This is a genomic window from Ensifer sp. B1-9 (assembly GCF_050474445.1).
GTDB lineage: Bacteria > Pseudomonadota > Alphaproteobacteria > Rhizobiales > Rhizobiaceae > Ensifer.
In genome coordinates, this window is the sequence record NZ_JBCHVG010000003.1 from 169,034 (window position 1) to 191,610 (window position 22,577).

22 protein-coding genes and 1 pseudogene are annotated in these 22,577 nt (G+C 61.6%); 15 read left to right on the top strand and 8 right to left on the bottom strand.

Translation table 11 applies throughout. From position 1 onward, the window contains the following. Positions 1 to 25: 25 nt before the first annotated feature. Both ACQ5BM_RS06565 and ACQ5BM_RS06570 read right to left on the bottom strand, forming a co-directional pair. Complete coding sequence (locus ACQ5BM_RS06565) at positions 26 to 1,087, bottom strand: maleylacetate reductase (protein ID WP_429809369.1); 1,062 nt, start codon at positions 1,085 to 1,087, stop codon at positions 26 to 28. Then, positions 1,084 to 1,959, bottom strand: a complete 876-nt coding sequence (locus ACQ5BM_RS06570) for a dioxygenase (RefSeq protein ID WP_429809372.1) — start codon at positions 1,957 to 1,959, stop codon at positions 1,084 to 1,086. Before ACQ5BM_RS06570 ends, ACQ5BM_RS06565 begins: the two co-directional genes overlap by 4 nt. Before the next feature lie 89 nt (positions 1,960 to 2,048). Between ACQ5BM_RS06570 and ACQ5BM_RS06575 the strand changes: the two genes are divergently transcribed. Further along, on the top strand, positions 2,049 to 2,999 hold the full coding sequence (locus ACQ5BM_RS06575; protein WP_429809375.1) for a LysR family transcriptional regulator: 951 nt from the start codon (positions 2,049 to 2,051) through the stop codon (positions 2,997 to 2,999). 162 nt (positions 3,000 to 3,161) lie between these two features. Here the strand turns inward: ACQ5BM_RS06575 and ACQ5BM_RS06580 are convergent, their stop codons facing one another. Next, entirely contained in the window at positions 3,162 to 4,271 is a 1,110-nt protein-coding gene (locus tag ACQ5BM_RS06580; protein WP_429809378.1) for a LacI family DNA-binding transcriptional regulator, read from the bottom strand. A 293-nt stretch (positions 4,272 to 4,564) separates the two neighbouring features. Between ACQ5BM_RS06580 and ACQ5BM_RS06585 the strand changes: the two genes are divergently transcribed. The 11 genes from ACQ5BM_RS06585 (at position 4,565) to ACQ5BM_RS06635 (ending at position 14,136) form a co-directional block, all read left to right on the top strand. Then, on the top strand, positions 4,565 to 5,842 hold the full coding sequence (locus tag ACQ5BM_RS06585) for an amino acid ABC transporter substrate-binding protein (RefSeq protein WP_429809381.1): 1,278 nt from the start codon (positions 4,565 to 4,567) through the stop codon (positions 5,840 to 5,842). 77 nt (positions 5,843 to 5,919) lie between these two features. Continuing rightward, positions 5,920 to 6,666 carry an ABC transporter ATP-binding protein gene (locus ACQ5BM_RS06590; protein WP_429809384.1) on the top strand — a complete coding sequence of 249 codons (747 nt, stop codon included), beginning with the start codon at positions 5,920 to 5,922 and terminating at the stop codon, positions 6,664 to 6,666. Beyond that, positions 6,666 to 7,394: an ABC transporter ATP-binding protein gene (locus ACQ5BM_RS06595; RefSeq protein WP_429809387.1), complete on the top strand. Its 729-nt coding sequence runs from the start codon at positions 6,666 to 6,668 to the stop codon at positions 7,392 to 7,394. Before ACQ5BM_RS06590 ends, ACQ5BM_RS06595 begins: the two co-directional genes overlap by 1 nt. A 10-nt stretch (positions 7,395 to 7,404) precedes the next feature. Then, complete coding sequence (locus ACQ5BM_RS06600) at positions 7,405 to 8,283, top strand: branched-chain amino acid ABC transporter permease (RefSeq protein ID WP_429809390.1); 879 nt, start codon at positions 7,405 to 7,407, stop codon at positions 8,281 to 8,283. Then, a complete protein-coding gene (locus ACQ5BM_RS06605; RefSeq protein ID WP_429809393.1) occupies positions 8,283 to 9,326 on the top strand; it encodes a branched-chain amino acid ABC transporter permease in 1,044 nt (347 codons plus the stop codon). Before ACQ5BM_RS06600 ends, ACQ5BM_RS06605 begins: the two co-directional genes overlap by 1 nt. A gap of 63 nt (positions 9,327 to 9,389) precedes the next feature. Then, positions 9,390 to 10,163, top strand: coding sequence for a glutathione S-transferase family protein (locus ACQ5BM_RS06610; protein ID WP_429809396.1), 774 nt, complete (start codon positions 9,390 to 9,392; stop codon positions 10,161 to 10,163). A 29-nt stretch (positions 10,164 to 10,192) separates the two neighbouring features. Next, entirely contained in the window at positions 10,193 to 11,119 is a 927-nt protein-coding gene (locus ACQ5BM_RS06615; protein WP_429809398.1) for a dioxygenase, read from the top strand. Next, positions 11,116 to 11,880, top strand: a complete 765-nt coding sequence (locus ACQ5BM_RS06620; RefSeq protein WP_429809401.1) for an SDR family NAD(P)-dependent oxidoreductase — start codon at positions 11,116 to 11,118, stop codon at positions 11,878 to 11,880. The genes ACQ5BM_RS06615 and ACQ5BM_RS06620 overlap by 4 nt, the downstream gene beginning before the upstream one ends. After that, positions 11,880 to 12,758 carry a 3-keto-5-aminohexanoate cleavage protein gene (locus tag ACQ5BM_RS06625; protein ID WP_429809404.1) on the top strand — a complete coding sequence of 293 codons (879 nt, stop codon included), beginning with the start codon at positions 11,880 to 11,882 and terminating at the stop codon, positions 12,756 to 12,758. The genes ACQ5BM_RS06620 and ACQ5BM_RS06625 overlap by 1 nt, the downstream gene beginning before the upstream one ends. A gap of 30 nt (positions 12,759 to 12,788) precedes the next feature. After that, complete coding sequence (locus ACQ5BM_RS06630) at positions 12,789 to 13,793, top strand: quinone oxidoreductase family protein (RefSeq protein WP_429809407.1); 1,005 nt, start codon at positions 12,789 to 12,791, stop codon at positions 13,791 to 13,793. A 10-nt stretch (positions 13,794 to 13,803) separates the two neighbouring features. Further along, the gene (locus tag ACQ5BM_RS06635) at positions 13,804 to 14,136 is read left to right on the top strand and encodes a cupin domain-containing protein (RefSeq protein ID WP_429809409.1); all 333 of its coding nucleotides are present in this window, start codon (positions 13,804 to 13,806) and stop codon (positions 14,134 to 14,136) included. Between the two features lie 77 nt (positions 14,137 to 14,213). Here the strand turns inward: ACQ5BM_RS06635 and ACQ5BM_RS06640 are convergent, their stop codons facing one another. The 3 genes from ACQ5BM_RS06640 to ACQ5BM_RS06650 form a co-directional block, all read right to left on the bottom strand. Continuing rightward, entirely contained in the window at positions 14,214 to 15,146 is a 933-nt protein-coding gene (locus tag ACQ5BM_RS06640) for a DUF6328 family protein (protein WP_429809411.1), read from the bottom strand. Positions 15,147 to 15,246: 100 nt separating this feature from the next. Then, positions 15,247 to 15,603, bottom strand: coding sequence for a low affinity iron permease family protein (locus tag ACQ5BM_RS06645; protein WP_429809413.1), 357 nt, complete (start codon positions 15,601 to 15,603; stop codon positions 15,247 to 15,249). A gap of 70 nt (positions 15,604 to 15,673) precedes the next feature. After that, the gene (locus tag ACQ5BM_RS06650) at positions 15,674 to 15,868 is read right to left on the bottom strand and encodes a hypothetical protein (RefSeq protein ID WP_429809415.1); all 195 of its coding nucleotides are present in this window, start codon (positions 15,866 to 15,868) and stop codon (positions 15,674 to 15,676) included. Between the two features lie 297 nt (positions 15,869 to 16,165). On the opposite strand from ACQ5BM_RS06650, the pseudogene ACQ5BM_RS06655 reads away from it, so the two are divergent. After that, a pseudogene (locus ACQ5BM_RS06655) lies at positions 16,166 to 16,465 on the top strand (SDR family oxidoreductase); the annotation flags it as partial. Between the two features lie 216 nt (positions 16,466 to 16,681). Then, positions 16,682 to 17,125 (top strand): D-aminoacyl-tRNA deacylase, encoded by a 444-nt coding sequence (dtd, locus tag ACQ5BM_RS06660; RefSeq protein WP_429809417.1) that lies wholly within the window; start codon positions 16,682 to 16,684, stop codon positions 17,123 to 17,125. Positions 17,126 to 17,428: 303 nt separating this feature from the next. Here the strand turns inward: dtd and ACQ5BM_RS06665 are convergent, their stop codons facing one another. Then, the gene (locus ACQ5BM_RS06665; protein WP_429809419.1) at positions 17,429 to 18,343 is read right to left on the bottom strand and encodes a PGN_0703 family putative restriction endonuclease; all 915 of its coding nucleotides are present in this window, start codon (positions 18,341 to 18,343) and stop codon (positions 17,429 to 17,431) included. Positions 18,344 to 18,433: 90 nt separating this feature from the next. After that, positions 18,434 to 19,159 carry a DUF2726 domain-containing protein gene (locus ACQ5BM_RS06670; RefSeq protein ID WP_429809421.1) on the bottom strand — a complete coding sequence of 242 codons (726 nt, stop codon included), beginning with the start codon at positions 19,157 to 19,159 and terminating at the stop codon, positions 18,434 to 18,436. 396 nt (positions 19,160 to 19,555) lie between these two features. Between ACQ5BM_RS06670 and ACQ5BM_RS06675 the strand changes: the two genes are divergently transcribed. Continuing rightward, entirely contained in the window at positions 19,556 to 22,531 is a 2,976-nt protein-coding gene (locus tag ACQ5BM_RS06675) for an NAD(P)-dependent oxidoreductase (protein ID WP_429809423.1), read from the top strand. The last annotated feature ends 46 nt before the right edge of the window (positions 22,532 to 22,577 follow it).

The window sequence follows — 22,577 nt, forward strand, 5'->3', positions numbered from 1 at the left end:
ATGCCCTTCCTCTCGAAGGGTGTCGTCAGTTCGTCGGCCGGTTGCCCTCCCAGGCATCCTGCAGCAGCGCCCGAATGGACTGGCGGTCGATCGGCCGCGGGTTCCAATAGGGGTTTTCGGTCGCAATCGCGGCTGCGCGATCGAGGTCGGCTTCGGAAAGCCCGAGATCTTTCAGGGCGAGCGGCGCGCCGAGCGACTTTGCGAAATCCCACAAGCCGCCGCCAACCGATCCGCCGAAGGTCCCGGCCACCGGGTCAAGCAGGTCAGGCACGACCACGGCGTTGTAGCCGGCCGTATGTGGCAGCATGATTGCGTGCGTTTCCGCGTGCGGCGTGTCGAAGGTGCCGCCGAGCGTGTGGCAAATCTTGTGATGCAGCGCCATGCCGACGGTGCCGAGCACAGTACCCGAGAGCCAGGCTCCGTAAAGCGCCTCGGCTCGCGCCTCGCGATCTCCCGGCGCCTCGACGATCCTCGGCAAGCTCGTCTTGAAGGCTAACAGGCCTTCGGCTGCCATCAGCGAAGAGATCGGGTTACGATCCTGCGCATAAAGGGCTTCGACCGCATGGGCCATGGCGTTGAGCGCGCTCGTCACGCTCATGCCGACCGGAAGGCCGAGCGTCAGCTCCGGATCGTAGATCACCACTTCCGGCAGGATCGAAGGGTGCCGAACGGTCGTCTTTCGGCCGCCTTCCGTCTGTCCGAGGATCGGCGTCACTTCCGAGCCGGCGTAGGTCGTCGGGATAACGACTTGGGGCAGGTCGGTGCGATAGGCTATCGCCTTGCCGAGTCCGGTGGTGGAGCCCCCGCCAAGCGAGATGACGCAGTCGGCGCCGCTTTGCTTGACCGCCTCCATCGCTTTTGCCGTGACGTCGACCGGCGTATGCATCATAGCCCCGGCAAAGACACCGACGGCAAGTGGCCCGAGCCGCTCCGCCAATGCTTCCGCTTCTGCCCTTTGATGTGGTGTTGAAAGCACCAACGCCTGCCTGCACCCAAGCTTTTCGACCCAGGCTCCTGCTTCGTCGCTCTTGCCTTCGCCAAAGACGATGTGCGCTGCGCTGCCCTGATAGGTGAACTTGTTCCTCACGATGCAGATCCTTCCCTTGCCCTCGCCATCAGGAACTTGAAGTCCAGCCGCCAGCCGGACTTGCCGCCGATGTCGAAGCATTTGAATTCGTGCACCAGTTCCGGCTTGACGCCAAAGATCGCGTCCTCGTCGATATGCGGATCGCTGCCGTCGTAGATATGCGTCGTAATCGTCTGGAATCCTGGGGCGGTGACGATGAAATGTAGATGGGCTGGGCGCCGGAGCGAGCAACCCGCTTGACCAAGGAGCTTGCCCACCGGCCCGTCTTCCGGGACGCCGTAGCCGGCCGGGCGCACCGTCAGGTAGTCGAATCGTCCCTGCCGGTCCGTTTTGAAGACGCCGCGCAGATTGAACTCCGGCTGGAGGTCCGGCTGCTGGTTCTCGTAGAAACCGGCGGCGTTCGCCTGCCAGGTCATGACCTCTGCGCTCTCGATCGGGTGCCCGTCGAGATCGAGCAATTGTCCGAAAACCGCCAGCCGCTCGCCGACACCATCGAGCGAGATATTGCTGCCGGACGCGCGCTGTGGCGTGTCGGCGCGAAAGAAAGGACCACGGACCGTGTTGGGTGTCGCCTGTTTCGGCCGACGCGAATTGATCTCATCGACCAGCGCCGAGGCACCAAGCAGATCGAACAGCAATCCCCATTCCTGCCGCCGCTCGTCGGTCGTGTGACCGACCTCGGTCAAAAACTCGATCATCTTGCGCCAGTCGGCGGCGCTGGGCCGCAATTCCCTGATGAGCCCGTGGAGGTGGTTCACGACCGTGCGCAGCACCTGTGGTAGCGAGCCGTCGTCGGCTTTCGAAATTCGCTGTGCGAAAGCCTCGGTGAAGGCTGCTTCGTTGGGATTCGAAACCATCGCGCCCCGCATCACACTCCTCCAGACACTTGGCTGAAATGAAAGCTAGCATGGGGCCTAGGAGCGATTGATGATTTTACTCTCAGTTAATATAATCAATTGTTATGAAGATAGACGAACGCCATCTTGTCCAGCTCGCTGCGGTCGTGAAAGCGGGCGGCGTCACCGAAGGCGCAGCGCTGCTCGGGCTGTCGCAGCCGGCGATCTCGCGCACCATTGCCATGCTGGAAAAGCGCCTGGGCGAACCGCTTTTCGTCAAAGGGCGCCGGCCGCTGCAACCGACGCCGCTCGGGCGCGCGCTCGCTGATCATGGTCAGGTCATGCTGTCGGCCTCACGCAAGGCGTCCGATACGATCGAGAGCTTTCGCCTCGGCAAAAGCGGCCTCGTGCGCGTCGGCGGCACGCCGTTTTTCATGGACGCCTTGATTGCGCCGATGATCGCAGACTTCCAGGCACAAAACCCTGATGTCCGGATCGACCAGAGCTACGGCTACATGGCCGATCTGCGCGCTGCCCTGAAGGGCGATCAGATCGACCTTGCCATCTGCCCGATCGACATTCTTGAGGAGGGATCGGGCTTGGCGTTCCAGAAGGTGCTTCCCGGTCGAAACGTCGTCGCTTGCCGGGTGACGCATCCGCTTCTGCTGAAGAGACGGCCGCAGCCGTCGCAGCTTCTCGAATATCCCTGGGTGGCGCCGCCGCCGGGAAGCCCGCTGCTTGCGGATCTTCATAGCCTGCTGCTCTCCTTCGGGGCGACCGAGATCAAGATACGCTACACGGGCGGCTCGCTGATGAGCCTCGTCAACTACCTCAAGGGTATCGACGCCTTGACCGTGCTTCCGCACAGCGTCGTCTTTGCGCTACGCAACGAAAAATCGGTCACGGCACTTCCGGTTTCGGTCCCGCACCCGGAACGCGCCCTCGGGCTTTTGAGACGCGCGACCTCGGCGCATACCCCGGCCATCGAGAAATTCTCGCAACACATCCGCCACAGCTTTGACCGGCTTCAGCACCTGATCCATCGACATGAACAGGCCGTGGTATGGGGTGTCTAGCTGAAAAGGTGCCCACGCCAACCCGGTGACCGCAAGGCCGCTGTGTTTGGCCGAGCTTACGAATGTGCTCGGCGAGCGGGTATCGCCGCAGCAGGTGCAGGCGAATTCAAGAATCTGAAACTTCGTAACTTGCAGAATGACTGCACGGCAACGATTTTGCAGTCAATGAGCGCTTAGTGGCCCGCTCGAACCGTTCGACGATCGTGTGTTGCCCGGTCCCGGCTGCCCAGAACGCGGACCGCCGGCGGCCACGGGGGCCGTGCTCTCCCTGGCGACCAGTTCCACGGGCAGAACGGTTTCGAGCGGTATCGGGTCGTCCTCGGCGGAATTAACCAGCCGCATCAGCAGTTTTGCTGCCGTGCGACCTGCCTCGTATTGTTGAATGCGAACGGTCGTGAGTTTCGGTCGGATAAGGTCGAGCAGCGGCATGTCGTTGAAGCCGGTCACGGAGATCTGCCGGGGACAGTCGATGCCGCGGTGGCGCAGGGCTTCGATGGCGCCGAGCGCCAGGCGGTCGTTGGCACAGAGGACGGCAGTGAAGACGTTACCGCCATCGAGCAGTTCAAGAAGACAGCGGGCTCCATCCTCCTCGTTGAACCGGGTCGCCACCCGGATAAGCGCCTCGTCGACCTCTATCGCCTGGTCATCGGCCGCCTTGCGGAAGGCGGAGAGGCGGAGCTGACCGGTGGAGAGTTCCTGCGGCCCTGCGATATGGGCGATGCGGGTGTGGCCGAGCTCTTTCAAATGCCGCAGCATCTCGCAGATACCGGCGTCTTCGTCATTGATCACGCTGGGGATCGTCGATTGCTCCACCTTTCTATTAAGCGTGACGACGGGCAGGCCGTCCTGGGCAGCCCGCGCGATCGAAGGGTCGCTTCGCAGCACGGCAGCGTGGATGATGCCGTCGACGCCTCGGTCGCGAAGCACATCAAGCAGGCGAACCTCGCGGTCGCGCTCGCTGTCGGTGTTGACGATGATCGCGGCATAGCCAAGCGGTTCGAGCACACTTTCGATGCCGCGCAGGATCGGCGGGAAGACCAGGTTGGTGATGTCGGGAATCATGACGCCCACGGTCATCGTCCGGTTGGTGCGCAAACCGGCGGCGATGCGGTTCGGACGATAGCCGAGCCGTTCGGCCGCAGCCTGAATGCGATTGGCGACGTCGTCGGTAATCGACTTGCGTTCAACCGGGTCGAGCGCCCGCGAGACGGTTGAGACGTGGACGCCGGTTTCGCGGGCTATGTCTTTGAGCGTAATTCTCTTTTTCTTCATTTGGTTACTCCGTCCGTGTCCCATTCTACCGCATTCGAGCGTCGAGGCAATCGATTGCACAATCTTCTTGACGGGACATATTAGCCGTGTTAGATACGTCACGCAATCGATTGCATAAGGCGCAGTGTCGATTACGGCGCTGTGCCAGGCGGGTGCCTAATGGCGATGGAGGAGATCGTCAGGGCGCGCGTCACGTGTTGATCGACTTGTTTTGCGCCGCTGCGTGCAATCGATTGCACGATGTAAAGGCGCAATGAATACAACCGGTAGCCGATTTGATGGGAGGAGCATCGATGACTCTGGCAAGAATTCTGGCAGCAACGACCGCAATGGTGTTCACAGCAACCGCCGCTTACGCGGAGAACATCCGCATCGGCGCGTCGCTGCCGATCACAGGCGGCCTGTCCGTCAGCGGCGAAAAGCACAAGCGGGGCTACGAGCTCTGCACCAAGCTGATCAATGAAGCGGGCGGCATCCTTGGCCGGCAGGTCGACCTGATCGTCAGCGACAATCGTTCCGATCCGGCGACCGCCATCAACCAATACGAACGCTTCATCAATGTCGACAAGGTCGACGCCGTCTACGGCACGTTCTCAAGCCGCCTGACGTTCCCCGTCGCCGCGATTTTGTCGAAGTACAACATGGTGCACGCGGTTCCCTCCGGCGGCGCATTGCGCATCTACGAGCAGGGCTACCGCAACCTCTTCTATTTCCAGGTGAGTGCGGCCGAATATACCGGAAAGGACGTGACTGCTGTCATCCACGACCTGATCCCGGCAGGCGAGGGGCCCAAGAGTGCTGCAATCGTGTCTGCGGACGACTTCTTTGCCAATGCGATTGCCGCCGGCCTGCTCGGCGAAAAGGTCAAGGATCCGGCGACCGACAAAGAGATCGCCGATCTCGCTCCGGGTTACCTCGCCAATGCCGGCATCAAGGTCGTGATGCAGGAGAAGTGGCCGGAGGAAGGCTTCAACGACTGGCTGAACCTCGCCAACTCGATCAAGCGCTCCGGCGCCGAAATGGTCGTCGGCCTCACGGCCTCGGCGGAGGAAGCCGTGCAGTTGACCCGCGCGCTGAAGACCGTTGGTGCCACGCCGAAACTCGTTTACCTGAGCCAGGGCGCGCAGAACGAATTCATCGAAGGCGTCGGCAAGGACGCGGCCGACGGCGTCATGATCCATACCACCTGGCACAAGGACGTGCCCTTCGAGAGCACGCTCGCCGGCAAGCCGTTCAGCAATGGCGATTTCGTCAAGGCTTTCACCGCGGCCTACGGCGTCGAGCCGGACGAGGACAGCGCCATCCCGTTCGCTGTCTGCCAGGGTATCGAGCAGGCAATCACTGGCGCCGGTTCCACCGACAATGCCAAGATGGCGGAATGGCTGCACGCGCGCACGCAGGATGCACCCGTGCAAACCGTGCTCGGCCGCTTCAATTGGGATGAGCGCGGCCTCGCCCAGAACAAATCCCACATCATGACCCAGTGGCAGGGTGGCAACCTCAAGTTCGTCTATCCGAAGGGGGAGTTCGAAGGCGTCGTGCCCTTCAGCTACCCCAAGGCCGGCTTCTGACCGGTGAAGCCGACGCGAGGCGGCAACTGTCCGCCTCGCGACATTCCTGTGAACTGAAGGAACGGGAGGTCGAGCGCATGCTCGAAGTCAGGAATCTTTGCAAGCACTATGGCGGCATCAGGGCCGTCGACGGTGCGAGCTTTACCGTCGAGAAGGGATCGATCACCGCATTGATCGGCCCGAACGGCGCCGGAAAAACCACGGCGTTCAACTGCATCAGCCGCACGGTCACGCCGACATCGGGCGAGATCCGGCTCGACGGCGATCGGATCGATCATCTGAGGCCACATAAGGTGACAGCGCGCGGCTTGAGCCGGACCTTCCAGATCTCGCGCAATCTCGCGGACATGACGGTTATCGAGAACGTCATCGTGCAATCGCGGGTCGATGGCTGGTCCGGCCTGTTCCGTCCCGCCATGAGCGCGGAGGAAAAGGACAAGGCAATGTCGATCCTGGAGTTCCTGGGCATCACCCGCATCGCCTACGAGGACGGCCACAATCTCTCCTACGGCCAGAAGAAGCTGATGGATCTCGCGGCTCTGCTGATGTCCGATCCCAAGATCATCCTGCTCGACGAACCGGCAGGCGGCGTCAACCCGTCGCTGCTCGAAGAGATTATCGGCCACATCCGCGCCTTGAACGAGAAAGGCCTGACCGTGCTCATCGTCGAGCACAATATGGATCTGATCATGCGTCTTTCGCACAAGGTCGTGGTGATGGCGCAGGGGCGCGTCATCTGTTCCGGCACGCCGGATGTCGTCCGCCGGGATCCGCAGGTGCTCGAAGCCTATCTTGGTGGCGTCCTGGAAGCGGAGGCGGCGTGATGAGTGAGCTTCTTCAGGTCACCAACATCACCGCCGGCTATGGCGATGGTCCGGCGATCCTCGACGGCGCGCATCTCACCGTCGAACCCGGCAAGGTCCATTGCATCATCGGCCCGAACGGCGCCGGCAAGTCGACGCTGATGAAAGCCATCTGCGGCATGCTCACCATCCGCAAGGGCGACGTCGTGTTCAGGGGCAAGCGCCTGAACGGCATGCGCCCGGACCAGATCCTGCGCGAGGGCATCTGCTTCGTGCCGCAGGAGCGGGCGCTTTTCCCGAAAATGACCGTGCGCGAAAACCTGCGCATGGGCGGCTTCATCCTCAACGACCAGCGGGAGCTCGAGCGGCGGATCGACGGCATCCTGGAGCGGTTCCCGATCCTGCGCGAGCGCGCCGACCAGCACGCCGGCACCATGTCCGGCGGCCAGCAACAGACGCTTGCGATGGCCCGCACGCTGATCATCAAGCCCGCCATCGTCATGCTCGACGAACCGTCACTCGGACTCGCTCCGAAGGTCATCCAGGAAATGTTCGACATCATGAAGATGATGTCGGCGGAGGGCGTCACGGTGTTGCTCGTCGAGCAGAACGCCTTGATGGGGCTCAAGAATTCCGATTGGGGCGTGGTGCTCGACCTCGGCCGCACGCTTTTCGAGGGCCCGGCCGAGATGATCCTGTCCGATCCGCGCATCCAAGAACTCTATCTCGGCGGCAAGAAAGCCGCCTGAAGGAGCTATGATGGCAGAAATACTTCAAATTCTGATCCTGGGTCTGGCTCTTGGCGGCGTCATCGCGCTGATGGGCTCCGGTCTGTCGCTGGTGTTCGGCGTGATGCGCATCGTCAATCTCGCGCACCCGTCGCTCATCATCGCCGGTGCCTACATCACCTATTGGGCCTTCAAGCTCCTTGGCGTCGATCCGATCGTCATGCTGCCCGTCGCCTCCGTCATCATGGCGGCAATCGGCGTGCTGCTCTATCGCCTGATGCTCGAGAGGCAGACGAAAAGCGCCAGATATTCCGAGATGACCGTGCTTCTGACTTTTGCGCTCGCAATGGTCGTCGAAGGCGCGCTCGGTGGGCTCTTCACCAACACGCAGCGCATCGTCTCGCCTGACTATGCGACCGATGCCTTCTTCATCGGTGACCTTTTCATTCCGAAGGGCCAGCTTTACGCCGGTATCGTCTCCTTGGTGATCATCGCCGGACTGACGCTGTTTCTCAAATATTCGCGCCTCGGCTATGCGATTCGGGCAACGACGCAAAACCGGGAGGCGGCAGAGCTTCTCGGTGTCAACGTCAACTTCATCAGCGTGCTTGCCTTCGCAATCGGCATCGGCCTTGCCGGTGCGGCGGGTTCGCTGGTCAGCTTCGTCTTCAGCTTCTTCCCGGCGAAACATGGAGAGTGGATTGCGATGCTGATGTCCGTCGTCGTGCTCGGCGGCATGGGCAGTATTCTCGGCACGGTCGTAGCCGCGCTGTTCCTGTCGGTCATTGCCGCCTTCGTCGGCGCCTGGGTCGGCGCGACCTGGTCAACGCTGACCTTCTTCGTCGCCCTTTTCCTCATCCTGCTCGTCCGGCCCCAGGGGCTGTTCGGCGAAAAACCGGAGATGGCATGATGACCGTCACGCTTCAGCAATCCACCACCAGCGGCGTCCTCGAAGCGCGCCGCCTGCACAACGAGAAGCTCGCTCGCAAGGCCGACCAGACGCGGGCGACCTGGTTCCCGCTCGCCTTGATGGCGGTTCTTGTCGCGTTGCCGCTGCTGCAGCTTACCGGCAACTATAACTACCTACTGCACATGGTGCTCTTCACCGCGAGCTATGTGGCGATGGCCTCGGGCTGGAACATCCTCGGCGGCTTTACCGGTTACATCTCGCTCGGCCACGCCGTGTTCTTCGCGATCGGCGGATATTTCTCCGGCATGATCCTGGCCCGTTTCGGCGTCTCGACGATCATCACCGCGCCGCTTGCCGGCCTCGTCGCCGCCGTGATCGGCTATCTGATCGGCATGGTCACGCTCAAGGTTCGCGGTCCGAGCTTCATCATCTCCTCGATCGCGTTGTTGATGATCGCCCGGATCCTGTTCGACAACTGGGAATTCGTCGGCGGTGCCAATGGCGTGACGCTGCCCGTCACCAGTCTTCCGGTGCTCTGGGCAAAGGTTCCCTACTACTACGCCATGCTGGCGATCGCCGCCTTTAGCGTCTGGGCGAGCTATCGCATCAAGCACTCCAAGTTCGGCCTCGGCCTCAGGGCGATTTCCAAGGACGAGATCAAGGCGGAAAGCGCAGGCATCGACACGCGCTTCTACAAGGTCATGGCCTTCGCGCTCTCGGCTTTCTTCGTCGGCATGGCTGGCGCCGTCTGGGGCGAGTACATCACCTATCTCCGCCCCAATATCTTTCTGATCATGCCGATCGCGGTGAACCTCGTGCTGATGTCGATCCTCGGCGGCAAGGGCACCGTTGCCGGTCCTGTCATCGGCGCCGTGCTGATCGTAGCGCTCAACGAGCTCTTCGTCGCCATGATGGGCGCTTCGGAACTCAACATCCTTGGCACCGGCCTGGTGATGGCGCTCGGGCTGATGTTCTTCCCGCTCGGCCTGGTCGGGACGCTCGCCCGACGCGGCAAGCTGCCCCGCGTGCTCAACTGGGACTGAGCTCCAGTCCCGACACATCGAACTGCAACAGGACTGACCTGCAGGACGCAGGAGGAGGAAGGCATGTCCGAGTACGAACTTTATAACGCACCGCAATCGACCTGTAGCCAGCGCGTTCGCTACACGCTGCACACGAAGGGGGTTCCCTTCGTCGAGCACAAGCTCGACCTCTTCCGGGGCGACCAGTTGAAGCCTGACTATCTGGCGATCAATCCCAACGGATTGGTGCCGGCGCTCGTCCACAACGGGACCTCAGTGCTCGATTCCTCCGTCATCATGGAATACCTCGAGGACATCCATCCCGAGGTGGCGCCGCTTCGCCCGTCCGACCCGCTCAAGGTTGCCGAAATGCGGGCCAAGATGCGCTACATCGACGAGGTGCCGACACCGGCCGTGCGCGTACCTTCCTACAATCTCGCCTTCCTGCCGCATTATCAGGCGATGAGCGAGGAGGAATTTCTGGCCGTCTGCGAAAGCAAGCCGCTGCGCCGCGAGTTCCTCCTGAAGATGGGCCGCACCGGCTTCCCCAAGGCCGAGATGGACGAAGCGCTCGGCCGCCTGCAGCGCGGCGTCGACCGGTTCACGCGCTGGATCGACGAGAGCGGTGGCCCCTTTGTCCTCGGCCGCACACTATCGCTCGCCGACATCGCCATCATGCCGGTCATCGTGCGCATGGACGACATCAATCTTGGTCACTTGTGGGCATCGTCACCGGCTGTCGGCCGCTGGCTGGACCTGATCCGCGAAACCGACCCCTTCGCCGCGACCTACTACCACGGGTCGCTGCTGACCGAGAAATACCCGCACCTGCAATCCCTGAAGACGACGGCGGCCTGAGGCCGGTTGCGACAGCCAGGAGACATGTCATGCAACACGTAAAAGTCGAACCGAAACTGATATCGACCCTCGAGGATGTGACGCCGACGGTCGTCACGGCGATGGCGGCTACACCGGACGCGCGCCTGCGCACGCTGATGGAGTCCGCGACGCGCCACCTTCATGCGTTCATCATCGAGACCCTTCCGACCGAGGCGGAATTCGAAAAGGCGCTGCAATGGATCGCCGCCCTCGGTCACCACACCAATGAGACCAACAATGAGGTCGTGCTCGCCGCCGATGTCCTCGGCGCATCGACCTTGATCGACCTCATCAACAATGACGGCATGCAGGGCGAAACCATGTCCGCGCTGCTCGGCCCGTTCTATCGCGGCAAGGCTCCCGCCTGCGCCTGCGGCGATTGCATCGCGCGTTCCGACACGCCCGGGCCGAAGCTCTTCTTCCAGGGCAAGGTGACCGGGGTCGGCGGCATGCCGATTGCCGGCGCCAAGCTCGATGTCTGGCAGGCCTCTCCCGTCGGGCTCTACGAGAACCAGGATCCGGACCAGGAGGACTTCAACCTGCGCGGCGTCTTCCATACGGACGCGGACGGCTCGTTCCATTTCGTCTCGGTGAAACCGGCCGGCTATCCGGTCCCGACGGACGGACCGGTGGGGGAATTGCTGCATGCCCAGAGGCGGCGTCCGATGCGTCCGGCCCACATCCACTTCATCGTCTCGGCGCCCGGATACAAGACCCTGATCACGCAAATCTTTTCCGATACGCCGGAGGCGCTCGCAGATGATGTCGTGTTCGGCGCCAAGCAGCAGATTGTCGGCGATTTTGTCGAGCATCGCGCGCCGCATCCCGATCACCCGGATACGCCGTCGCCCTTCTATACCTGCGAGTACCAGTTCCGCCTGACGCAGGGCGAGTCGACCTATCCCGTCCCGCCGATCTCGGGGACCAAGTCATGATGGCAGCGCATGAACATCGACTGCCGCTCGCCGGCAAGGTGGCCGTTGTCACCGGCGGCTCCGGCGGCATCGGGCGCGAGGCCTGCCGGCTTCTCGCCGAAGCGGGCGCCCGGGTGGCGATCGGATACCGGTCGTCCGCCGAAGAGGCCCGGACGCTGAAGGAGAGCCTGGCGGGGGAGGGCCACATGACCGAGGCCGTCTCGATCGAAGACAGCCGCAGCATTGACGCCTTTCGCGACCGTGTGCTCGTCGAAATGGGCGGCGCCGACATTCTCGTCAACAGCGCCGGCATCACCAAGCCCATCCCGCACGGCGACCTCGATGCGCTGACGGACGACCTCATCGATGAGATCTTCGTCAACAACTGGCGCGGAGTCTTCGCGACCATCCGCGCATTCGCGCCCGCACTGCAGGAGCGCGGCGACGGGCTCGTCGTCAACGTCTCGTCGATCGCCGCCTTTACGGGCGTCGGCTCCAATGTCGCCTATTGCGGCGCCAAGGCCGGGCTCGACATCATGACGAAATCGCTCGCTCGCGCACTGGCACCAGCTATCCGCGTGCTCTCGGTGTCGCCCGGTGCGGTTGACACCCAGTTCGTCCCCGGCCGCGGCAAGGAGTTCAACGACAAAGTTGCTGCGACGACGCCGCTGAAGCGCATCACCTCGCCGGTCGATGTGGCCGAGGCGATCGTCGCCTGCGCGACACATCTCAAGTTCTCGACCGGCGACCGGATCGTCGTCGATGGTGGGAGGCACCTCTGATGCAGCAAAACGCCATTATCACCTGTGCCGTGACAGGCAATCTCACCACGCGCGAAAACCACCCCAGTCTACCCGTCACGCCCGAGGAGATCGCCAACTCCTGCCTGGAAGCGGCAGAAGCGGGCGCCGCTATCGCCCACATCCACGTCCGCGATCCTGAGACCGGCAAGCCGTCGATGGAGCTCAAATATTATCGGGAGGTGGTCGAGCGGATTCGGGCGAGGAACAATGCCCTGATCCTCAATATCACCACCGGTCCCGGCGGCAGGTATCATCCGAGCGAGGACAATCCCGCCGTTGCCGGGCCGCGCACCACGCTGACGCGGCCGGAACGGCGCGTCGAGCACATCGTGGCACTCAAGCCCGACATTGCGACGCTCGACCTGAACACGATGACCTTCGGCTCGGAGGTGGTGATCAACACGCCTGAGAACGTGAAGATCATGGCGGAAATCATCAACGACGCGGGATCCAAGCCCGAGCTTGAAGTGTTCGACACGGGTCACATCCAGCTCGCGCAGGACCTCTTGAAAGCGGGCGTCCTGAAGTCGCCCGCGATGTTTACGATCGTCACCGGCGTCAAATACGGCTTTCCGTCGACGACCGATATCATGGCGACCGCCGCGCGCATGCTGCCTGGTGATGCCGTGTGGACCGGGTTTGGCGTCGGCCGGATGTCGTTCCCGATGGCGGTGCAGTCCTATCTGCTCGGCGGCCATGTGCGGGTGGGCCTCGAAGACAATTCCTACATCGCCAAGGGCGTACTCGCCAAAGGCAACGGCGAACTCGTCGAGCGTGCGCGCGACCTGATCGAGAAACTCGGCGGGAAGATCGCCGAGCCCTCACAGGCGCGCGAGATGCTCGGCCTTCCGGCATGATTTTGACAACCAATTCAGGGGAGATGAGACATGAATATCCAGGTCGACGCGAAGATCGCCAAAGCGTTGAGGGTCAGCGAGAAATCGCCTGATCTCGACAATCTCAAGATTGATCTGGTCGATGTGACCATTCCGCGGCCAGGCCCTGGCCAGGTGCTGGTCGAGATCGTTGCAGCCGGCGTCAATCCTAGCGACGTCAAGGCGTCGCTCGGACATATGCCGCATGCGATCTGGCCACGCACGCCGGGACGCGACTTCGGCGGCGTCGTGCGCGAGGGACCGGCTTCGATGGTCGGTATGGAAATTTGGGGCGGCGGCGGTGAGCTCGGCATTACCCAGGATGGCAGCCACGCCAAGTGGATGGTTCTTGATCAGAAGGCTGTGCGCGCCAAACCTTCGAACTTCACGATGGAAGAGGCGGGGTCGATTGGCGTTCCTTTCATCACGGCCTATGAGGGTTTGCGTGAGGCCGGCGGCGTGCAGCCGACAGACGTCGTGCTCGTCTGTGGCGGCAACGGCAAGGTTGGCCAGGCGGCGATCCAGCTTGCCACACTTGCAGGCGCACGGGTCTTCGCCGTCGAATATAACGAGCAGCCGCTGCTCGCCCACACGAACGCTCCGGTGGACATGCTGAACAGCGCCAAGGACGACGTTGCCGCGATCGTCAAGGAAAAGACCGGCGGTCATGGCGCCGACATCGTCTTCAATACAGTCGGCAGCCCCTATTTCGAAATCGCCAACAATGCCATGGCAAAGCAGGCGCGGCAGATCTTCATCTCCACCTTCGATCGCGCCGTGCCCTTCGATATCTTCAATTTCTTCCGCGGCCGCCACAAATATATCGGCATCGACACGCTGGCTCTCTCCTCCGTCGAGGGCGCACGCATCTTCGACAAGCTCAAGCCGATGTTCGAAGAAGGCAAACTGAAGCCGTTCCCAATCAACCCGGCGACCGTCTATGGCCTTGCGGAAGCGGCCAAGGCCTATGCCTCGGTGCTGCGCGGCACGGCCGACCGCGTGCTGCTGAAGCCGTAAGGAGAGCCGGATGCAGGTCACGCGTTACGCCGCGGCCAAGGCTTACGAGGCAGCGGAGCATTACGACATGCGCTGCCTCCGGCTGCAGGGCAAGGAGGCGACGGAAACCGATACGATCTGGATCGGCCTGTCGCATCTCCTTCCCGCTGGCCGGACATCTCTCAAGGCGGCCGAAGTCGAGAAGATTTACATCGTCGTTGCGGGCGAGGTGACAATCGAAACGCCAACCGAGAGCGTCACGCTCGGCTTGCTCGACAGTTGCAGGCTGGCACCGGGTGAGGCGCGGGCGCTGGTCAACCGGACGAACGCGCCGGCATCGATCCTGCTGGCAATGCCGACTTGAGCTTCAAGTCAAACGTGATGCATTCGGACTTCGTCTCGACGTGGCTGCCTTGAGTACCCGCTCTTCATTTCGACACCTCACGGTTTGCGTGCCCGAATGCGCAACCAATAGGGCCAGATATGCCACAGTCCCAACAGGACCATCGCAGTCGCGATTGCCGTAATGTTGGCGAATACTTCGCTTCCAGTGATCTTTGCCGTAACAACCTGAATGTCGGCGCTGAGACCGAGTGCCAGAAAAATGGTCGCCAGCAACAGAAAGCGCCCTGCTATGCGATAAAACTCGGGAACGTCCGCGCCTTCATAAACGATACGATGATAGGCAGCCGGCGCTATCAAAAGCATGATTGCCAAGGCCACGAAACCCAGGGCCATGCCATGAATGGCTTTTGCTCCGGCAGACAGATCGGCAAAGCTGGTTGTCAGAACGATTACAAGTTGGAAGCCAAGCAACGCTTGGACGCCGGGTAATACGACACGCGCTTCGGTCAACACGTAGTTGATCTTTGCGGCGTGCGACGTTTTCTCGTTCGAAGTTGACACGGCTGGACCTCCCTCCGAGTTCCTAAGCACGCATGGCCCGTACCAGAGGCCAATAGCCGCGAGACCTCCAATAAGACCCATTACCGCCCCGATAGGCGATCCAAGACTGAGGTTCCCGGCAACATAAAGGTCAAGGCTGAGTGCAAGGGCAAGCGGCGCAAGTGTGATCATAGCAATTTGAGTGACAAAACGGTTGAAGGCCGGCGCGTCCTCTCCTCGCTCCACTATCCGATGGCGGGCGCTCGGCGTGATCAGCAGGGCGATGACGATTACAATCGTGTGAAGGACAATAATCTCTGTCGCCTTTTCAGGCGGACTTAGTCGCGAAAACCCGTCCTGGAATGGTGCATGGAACTGAAAACCGAGCAAAATCTGGGCACCCAGCATTAACATCCGGGATTCATCGAGAGCTATTTTCGTCTTTTCGGCAAGAGACATGGTGACGGCCGACGACATCAAATTTGCCATCCCCTCCCAGATTCTAAATTCGCCACGGCCACACGGGGAGCCATTGTCTGCGGGGCGGCCCGTGCCACCTGAGGTGTCGCTGTTGAGCTACGCAAATTCCCTAGATGGTGGTCGCCTGAGTAGCTCCGGCTTGTGCGCCAGCTTCCGCTTCGCGCTGCTCGACTGCTGCCGCGATGTGCTCCGGATGCTCGTGTTCGAGGCCGACGACCTCGTTCCGGGTTGCATGCATTGACATGATGATTTCGTCGAGCTTGGCGTGGATTGCTGCGGTGTCGCGATAGCCTTGGATCAAAACAACGCTGGTGATCACGATCGCTGCGACCGACAGAGCATAGGTGACGACGTTTGTTAAGCCGAAGGGCACCAGGGCGGTGCTGCCGGCCATCGCCAGGATCACGAAATAAAAGCCGGGAGGACGGGATAGAAAATCAGCCATCCGAAAAAGAAAGTGATCCACTACGAGTTCTCCGTAAATCGGTGCTCTCACTCAACAAGGTCGACAAACGCGGTTCATCAATAGGGCAACCTCAATCACCCTTGGTCTTGCCTGCATCCGAGGCTTTGCCGCGATGGGTGTCCTTCAGGTTCTCGCCAACGGCATCCCGATCCTCTTCCGGATTATCGGTCGGAGGCAGGTAGCCGCGGGGTCGCGTTTCCCTGGGCCCTTCCCACCGTGGCGACTGACTCGTTGTCCCGGGCTTACCGGTTCGAGGCTCTCTCATCGCAGTTCTCCATTTTTAATGCCGGGCAGAACCTCCAGACGTAATTTTTGTTCCGGACCGCGCCTTTTCGCGAGACCCGAAATGCCCGTTACTAGCCAATGCTCGACTTCATTCCCGTTGGCCCAGGCACCCAGCCCGATAGCCTGCGCCGCCAGGCGTGGTCTGGAGCATTGAGGGCGAGATTGCCAGCGATGTTGCGCCCCATCCTAAAAGGTGTGAATTGTCATTGAGTGAAACGGATTCTTGGAAGCCCGTGGGTGCCCGGTTGCAGTGCAAAGACCGCGCCTCGTGCGGATTGTGGGCCCCTATGCGGCGTCAAAGCATGGGGTGCTGGACATCACCCGCATCCTTGTCAACGAGTGGGCAAGTCAGGGTATCAACGTTAACGCTATCGCGCCCGGCTACATCGTCTCCAACAACACCAAGGCGCTGCGGGCAGACGACGATCCCAGCGCTGCCATCCTCGAGCGCATCCCTGCCGACCGGTGGGGCACGCCTGATGATATCGGCGATGCTGCGGTCTTCCTGCTGGCGCCGGCATCGCGTTACATGCATGGCGCGGCAATACCGGTCGATGGCGGCTGGTTGGCACGATGAAACTGAGGCGCGAAATAACGGACCGGTGCCAATTGGTGCGAGCACGAAGCGCACGGCGTCTTCGCTTCGTTCGCGACACTGCTGCTCTCGGCTGCGCTAGGGCTGCTAATCGATTTCAACGACGATCTCCTGACCATCGGTGCGCGATTCTGGGTAGAGCTTGATTGCGCCTGCCGCGGAGCCGATAAAAGCGCGAATATAGGGAGAATCGTCGTCATGAGAGCACTTATTCAGCGCGTGTCATCCGCGCGCGTCACTGTCAACGAGGCAGTGACGGGGGAGATCGGCAATGGCCTGGTGGTCTTCGTGTGTGCGATGAAGAGCGACACCGAAAAGGAAAGCGAGTGGCTGGCGCGCAAGATCGTCAACCTGCGCATCTTCAGGGACGATGCGGATCGGATGAATCGTTCGCTTGTCGACGTCGGCGGCTCAGCTCTCATCGTCAGCCAGTTCACGTTGGCCGCCGAGACGAAAGGCAACCGCCCGGGCTTTTCTACGGCGGCGCCACCGGAGGAGGGAAGACGCCTGTATGAGAATTTCTCCGCCAATGTCTCGGCCCTTGGCGTTGCCGTTGCGAATGGCGTCTTCGGCGCGGACATGCGGGTGGAATTGGCCAATGACGGTCCCGTAACGATCTGGCTGGACACGACGTCCAGCTAGTCGGCTTCTCGGACTAGACAGCCCGACTTCTTTCAAAAGCCAACTTAGCCACTATCAGCCCTTTGCGGACGTAACCGCAAGACAGTCGTGTTTTCGTTGACCACGACCAAGCAGTTGTGGGCGATTGACGGTGGCTTGGGACTGCATCACCAATTGCCTGGTCGCTGGCGAGGCGAGGCACGGGAGAAGGCGCTATCGCCAGCCCTATGACCGGGATGTCGCGGAATTTCAGTCTTCCCGTCACATGGTAGTCGCAGCGACGGCCTACACCGAGCCGCATCGCAGGTGCATGGACATCACCCTCTATATCTTGTTCTCGGTAGTAATTCCTGAACAGCTGCTACCTGCCCCGGTCCCCCTAAACTTGCCGAAGGAGCGCGACGCCGCTCCTGCGATCTTTTGATCTACCCAAACAGAAAGGCGGCTCCAAAGGTCCTGATCCAGGCCGACGTGGCGAGCCATCTCAATGATCCGCTGATAGGAGATCGGTGTGATGGCTGCTTGTCCGCTGAGACCAATCAGACCCAGCTTTGCCTTCCGTGCCGTCGGAAAGCTTGGGTGATCGGCAAAGGCGCCGAGTGCTGAGCATTGAAGATTGCGGTGCTTGCCTATTGCGGCCGCCAGCACGGCATTGCGCATCCACTGATAGGCGTCTCCTGCAAAGGGGCAAGGCGACTGGTCAACATCCGGATCAAGCGCGAATATCTGTGGGATGTACTGCCAGTACCGAATGCCCTTGCCTGCAAGAGTGCACCGGGCGCGCACGCCGCTGACCGGGTTGATTTGGTCGACGTAGCTTCCACTGCACTGACGCTGGCCAGATGCCGACGCAGCTGTTTGGCCGCATTTCCCTCCAGGTTCGGTAAACTTGCATTCGATAACGAGCGCTGCCCTTGCGCCGACAGCAAGAACATCGACTTGCGTGGGTCGGGGTTCGGCCAAAAGCCGATCGGTATCCTTCCACTCGAGCGTTATCGACCATGGACCACCCTGTGGCAATCCCACGCTTTCAGCGATGGTGTCGAGGATGCGGTCGCGATCTGCGCTCATCTTGAGTGTGCCGAAGATGTCAATGGCGATGGCTTGCGATGAGTGCGCTTTGTGTGCCTGAATTCGGTTCGCTCGGTCACGATGCCAGGGGAATGCATTCCAGTCCTCGATCGCTCCATGACTGGCTGGAAACAAGTTCCGCCGAACTGCCTCGAAATCGGAGATCATCTCGGGGCGGCCTCATTTCCATCAAGCCAAGGCGATGTTTTCCTCCAATGGAACTGGTTCGGCCGTGAAGGCATTCGTGACGAGGGCGCGTTAGATGACACTCGGCTTGTCCACCAGCTTTTCGACCAAGCGCCTGAGTTCCGACGGTGTCGTTTGGCCAGCCACCACCTCGTAATAGCCGATCCCGGCGCGGCGCAACGCTTCCTTCTTTACCGCATCACGCGCGGCTGCGGTGCCTTGATGATGCGCTCCGCCTTGATATTCGACGACGTGCCGCGGCTGGCAGTTGCCGTCGACCAGCAGTAGGTCGACGCGCTTCGAGTTGATGCAACGATACGCGTCAGCATCCTTGCTCTTGAGGATCTCGCCCAATGAGACCTGCGCCATCACCTGCCAAGAGGGGTTGCAACCAATGACAATGCGGTCAAGTTCCCTAAACACCCGCGCTTCGCTCTTGTTGAGCAGCGGCTGAATGCTGAAATGCGAGCCCATGACAATGCGCAGCTGATCAGCCGCGTCGACTTGTCTCGGCGGTTCGGCAACGGGCGCGGGGGGCCAAGGCCCCAATACGATGTGTCCGCTACTGCGCTTTTCCTCCCAGCGTGATTTGTCTCTCGCCCGCCACGCCTCCCTTCGCATCGTGGTTAGGAACTGCTCGACGGCCATGCCGATGACAAGTCCGACAAACAGGGCGGCGATCAGCAGTTCCGGCTTCTCTAAATCCGCAACGGTCATGCCGCCGGAAGCGCTGACTGCGATCGCTCCGATGATCAGCCCGGGCGCTGCGAACAGCACCGATCTTTGGCGATAGTGCATGCCCCTCTCCGCATTTCACGCCAAGATAGTAGAACGTGCGGACGATGCGCGAAAAGTTACCCAAACGAATTAGTCCGGCGCCTTTGGCAGGGGCGACTGATCGTCATGCAGCCTTTGTCGCTGGGTCGTCGTTACGCCGACCGTACTCGGCGGCCTGTCGGTTCCGGTACTTGCCTCGGCGCTTGGTTTGCTACCGCCGCGGCGCGAAAGGTGATTCCGTCAATATCGTCCGTTGGACTGACCTGGGCGCGGATGCCGGCGCGAGCGTGATCGGGATGCTTCGGAGCGCGCCGATGGCGCATTTCGCCTGCTGTTCGCCGCAGATGAAGTCTTCTTTCCAATGGGTTCGATCCACTATTCGAGCATCCTCATGCCTCGAAAACAGATAGGCTGATCATGATGAATATCGCGCAGATGCAGGAACAGCGACTGACGGCAATCGAACTGACCAAATCGGGCGCGCCGGCGTTGCCGTCCAACCCATTCTTCGGTGTCGGCCCGATCACCGATGCAACCACCGACGAAGTGGACAGCCGCCTGCGGCGGATCGCGTTCGATTCCTGGATCGAGAAGACCTATCGCAAGTTCGACGACAGGGGCAACGACATTGGCGGCTTCACAACCGCCGAGATTTCCCGCAGCATGCACCGCGGCTATCCGGCCGATAAGATTCTGACCGACATGATGCGGGCGATCCATCGCTATTTCGGCTTTCCGAAGACGAACCGCATGGCAGTCGGGCTCGGTGGTGGTCACAGTGGTTTCACCGTTTGCGTCCAGCATCTGATGAACGCCAACGACACTTCCCAACGCATCTATGTCGATACGCCGCGGCCAGAGAGCGATCCGTCCAAAGCTGCGGGCTTCTTCCGCCAGTCCTGGGCAACACAACTGATCGAAATGCAGCGCTTCGCCGAAAAGGGTTGCGAGAGCCGCATCCATTTCGCCGCCTCCGAAGGTGTCATTCCAACGGCGGCAGAGCTCTCCTCCCTTGGCGTTTCGATCTTCGTCGGTGTCGGCCACGAGACGACCGGTGCCAATGCCTATACCGGCGGCGAGATCCGCGAGTTGTTGAACTGGATCGACGGCGATCCGGCAAACCGCCATGCGGTATTCGACGCAACCTCGATGCTCGGTGCGATGCCGTGGGAGCCCGAACTGGTCTCTGCCGTTATGGCGAAGTGCTGCCTGTTCATGCCTTTCCAGAAGGCGATCGGCGGTATCTCGGGCTATTTTGTCGCCTCCTTCACGCCGCACGCCCTGGCACTGATCGAGAAGAACCAGCAATCTCCCGCCTGGGCGATCCCCCGGCAACTGAAGATCGCGCCGCCGATCGATCCCAGGCAGCCGTTTTCGGCCAAGCGCTCCGTCGACGCAGGGCCGTTCTACGACGCGGCCGAAGATCGCATGCTCGGCGGTGTCATCAACACCTATAGTGCGCTCGCCTTTGCCGAGACCACCTTCGGCCTGTTGCAGTCGGAGGCTCGGGTTGGCTCTGTCGTCGACCTCAACCGTCGGTCCGCCGCCAATCGCAAAGTGGTCGACGAGTGGGTCAAGGCGCATCCGCTTTTGTCGCTGACGGTCACCGATGCCGAGCGGCGCGGCGCGGCGGTGACGCTGCTGAAGGTGGAGGACGGCGGCATCAGCGATCCTGCCATCCACGCCCGCATCATCGCCCGTTCGAAGCAATTGCTCGGCTATGAGGGCATTACCCACCCGAACGGCGAATACGAGGCCGGCCTCGACGCGGCCCGCTACGTCAATGCCTTCCCGGGCACGCCCGGCGACTACCGCGCCTGGGTCGGCGGCATCCGCGAGCCGGAAGACGTCGTCGCGCTTCTGGAGAACCTGCAATACGCCTATCTGCGTGCCAAGATCGTGGTTCTCGAAGAGGAACTGGCGAAGAACGGCGTCACATTCGAGGCTCCGGCCAAAGTCGATGGACCCGTCCGCAAGGACGATCCGACGCGCGCCTATACCGTGCTGATCGCCGATATGATCGGCCTGCGCTTCGGCGCCGACGGTCAGCCGGATCACAGCGAGGTGAAGGCCTATATCGAGGAAAAGGGCGGTGTGTTCCATCTCGGGCCGCTCGGCGACCGGTCGGCGCTCGAGAAGGGCCGCATCCATTTCTTTTACCAGCCAGATCTCAGCACCGAGGCGGAGATCCTGTCGCATACCGACAAGGGCCAGTACGACGCGCTGATTGCAGCGGCGACATTCATTCCGAAGGCCTCCATCTTCCCGCTCGGCGGGGTACGTATCGGCGCGGGAACCGGCAACATGGGCTCGGCCTCCTGGGGCGGCGGCAATGGCGAGGGCGGCGAGGCGCCGCTCATGAACACGCCGGGGATCAACAGCCGGGCGACCGCCCAGATGGCGATGAAGGCGGTCTTGAAGGTCGTTCCCGATTTGCCGGTCGACAGGCTGCACCGGATGGTCGCCGAGGGCGACTTCGACACCGGCCGTCAGCTCAAGGATTTTCCCACTGCCAAGCTCGAAGGCCGGAAGATCGCCGTTCTCGGCTACGGCAATATCGGTCGTGAAGTCGCCAAGCTCGCCAAGGCCTTCGGCATGAAGGTGGCGATCCATGCCCGCGAGCATCACAAGCGCTGGATCGAGGCGGAAGGCTTTGACTATGCGGCTAGTCCGCTCGCGGCGGCGACCGGTGCCGACGTGCTTTCCGTCCATATCGGTCTCGGCCGCCTCGACGCGGCGACGGGCGTCTATTCCAACGCCGGAACTGTCGACGCGAAGGTGCTCGGCGCGATGAATGACGGGTCCGTGCTGGTCAATTACGACCGCGGCGAGGTCGTCGATGCGGTCGCGCTCGACGAGGCGCTGTCATCCGGCAAGATCGCGCACGCCGCGATCGACGCCGACCTCTTCAAGGATGCCGCGACCGGCAAGCTCAGCGGACCGATGCTGCCTTACCTGCCGCTCGAGGAGCGCCATAAGGGCAAGCTCGAACTGCTGCCGCATGCTGCCGCGGATACCGACCATCCCTCGCGGGTAACCGGTGCGAAGCAGGCAGTCGACCAGATCTTCGATGCCATCCGATTCAAGTCGGTCACCAACCTCAAGGGCGACCTGCCGGTTGGCTATGTGCCGGCAGGCAGTCGCACTCCCGCCGGCATCGGCCGGGTGTCGAAGAGAGCGGTCACCGACCTCGGCGGCAAGACCGAGCTTCTTGGGGACCTGCGGCAAACGTCTGAAAGGGTCGCTGCGATCCTCGGTGCCCTCTCTGCCGTCTGCGATCCGGACCATCGCGACCGGATCGTCGATCGCTACACCGGCTTACTCGTTGAAAATGTCGATCGTCAGCGGGCGCTGCTCGAAAAGCTCGGCCTCTACGGGCCAGCGGAGGAGTGATACTTGTAACTACCCGATGAGCGTCGTCCGTTCTTGACCTCGCTCT